Annotated in this window: 1 protein-coding gene; it reads left to right on the top strand. The window is 72.1% G+C overall.

Going from position 1 to position 1,571, the window contains the following annotated elements; genetic code table 11:
• Positions 1–21: 21 nt before the first annotated feature.
• Positions 22–1,560 carry an IS1182 family transposase gene (locus tag ACFV8H_RS41450; RefSeq protein WP_380409960.1) on the top strand — a complete coding sequence of 513 codons (1,539 nt, stop codon included), beginning with the start codon at positions 22–24 and terminating at the stop codon, positions 1,558–1,560.
• Positions 1,561–1,571: the final 11 nt, after the last annotated feature.

The following is a 1,571-nucleotide window of genomic DNA, read 5'->3' on the forward strand; positions in this document are numbered from 1 at the left end:
GGGGAGACGGTCGGGCCGGACGTGTGGGAGACGTGCCGGGAGCTGATCCCGGCGGGGAGTGTGTTCGCGTTCCTGGCCGAGCACCGGGGCAGGCTGTTCCCGGCAGCGTTGTTCGCGGACATGTACCCGTCGGCGAACGGCCGGCCGAGCATGCCGCCGCAGATCCTGGCCGCGGCGATCACGCTGCAGGCCCTGCACGGCCTGTCGGACTTCGAGACCGTCCAGGAACTGCGGTGCGACCTGCGGTGGAAGGCCGCGTGCGGTCTTGGCCTGCACGACACGGCGTTCGACTCGTCGCTGCTGTCCTACTTCCGTCGCCGGCTGGCCCGCTCGGCCCGTCCGAACCGCGTCTTCGAGGCCGTTCGGGAGGTCGTGAACGCGACCGGCGTGCTGAAAGGCCGCCAGAAACGGGCGCTGGACTCCACCGTGCTGGACGACGCGGTCGCCACCCAGGACACCGTCACCCAGCTGATCGCCGCCGTCCGCGCGGTGATCCGCGAGGTCCCCGGCGCCGGTGCGGTCGCGGCCGTGCACTGCACCGCGCACGACTACACCGATCCGGGCAAACCCCGCATCGCCTGGAACGACGAGCAGGCCCGGGCCGACCTGGTCGACGCCCTGGTCGGCGACGCGCTGCGGCTGCTCGGGCACCTGCCCGAGCAGCCACTGGGCGAGAAGGCCGCGAACGCGGTCGGGATCCTGGCCCTGGTCGCCGGACAGGACGTCGAACCCGCCGACGAATCCGACGGCCGCGACGGACGCTGGCGCATCACCCGAGGCACCGCCCCGGACCGGATCGTCTCCGTCGTCGACCCCGAGGCCCGGCACGTCCACAAGAACCGCACCCGGCACCAGGACGGCTACAAGGCCCACCTCGCCGTCGAGCCCGAAACCGGCCTGTTCACCGCCGTCGCCCTCACCCCCGGCAGCGGAAGCGAGCACCACGAGGCCCAGATCGCCCTCGACCTGCTCGCCGACGAGCCCGCGCCGGTCGACGCCTTCGGCGACACCGCCTACTCCACCGGACCCACCCGACGGGCCCTGCGGCAGGCCCACCACCGGCTGTTCCTCAAACCCGCCCCGCCGACAACCGCCGTCCCAGGCGGTTTCAGCCTCGACGACTTCGCCATCGACACCCACGCCGGCACGGTGACCTGCCCGGCAGGCCACACCGTCGCGCTGTCCGAGCCGTCCGGCCGACACCTGCAGCGCAAGGCGGTCTTCACCGACCAGTGCACCGGCTGCCCACTACGCGAGCGATGCAGCCGGGCCACGGCCGGGCGGATCATCACCATCCGCCCCGACCACGACCTGATGGCCCAAGCCCGACAGAACGCGAATGACCCCGAATGGCAAGCCGCCTACCGCCGCTGGCGCCCACCCGTCGAACGCGCCGTCGCCTGGCTCGTCGCCCACGGCAACCGACGCCTACGACACATCGGAACCATCAAGAACAACGCCTGGCTCCACACCCGCGCCGCCGCCCTCAACCTACGGACCCTGATCAACCTCGGACTCACCCACAACGGCACCACCTGGCAGATCGGGGCTGCCGCCTGACAGCGGCAGCC

The organism is Kitasatospora sp. NPDC059827 (assembly GCF_042731675.1).
Taxonomy (GTDB): Bacteria; Actinomycetota; Actinomycetes; order Streptomycetales; family Streptomycetaceae; genus Kitasatospora.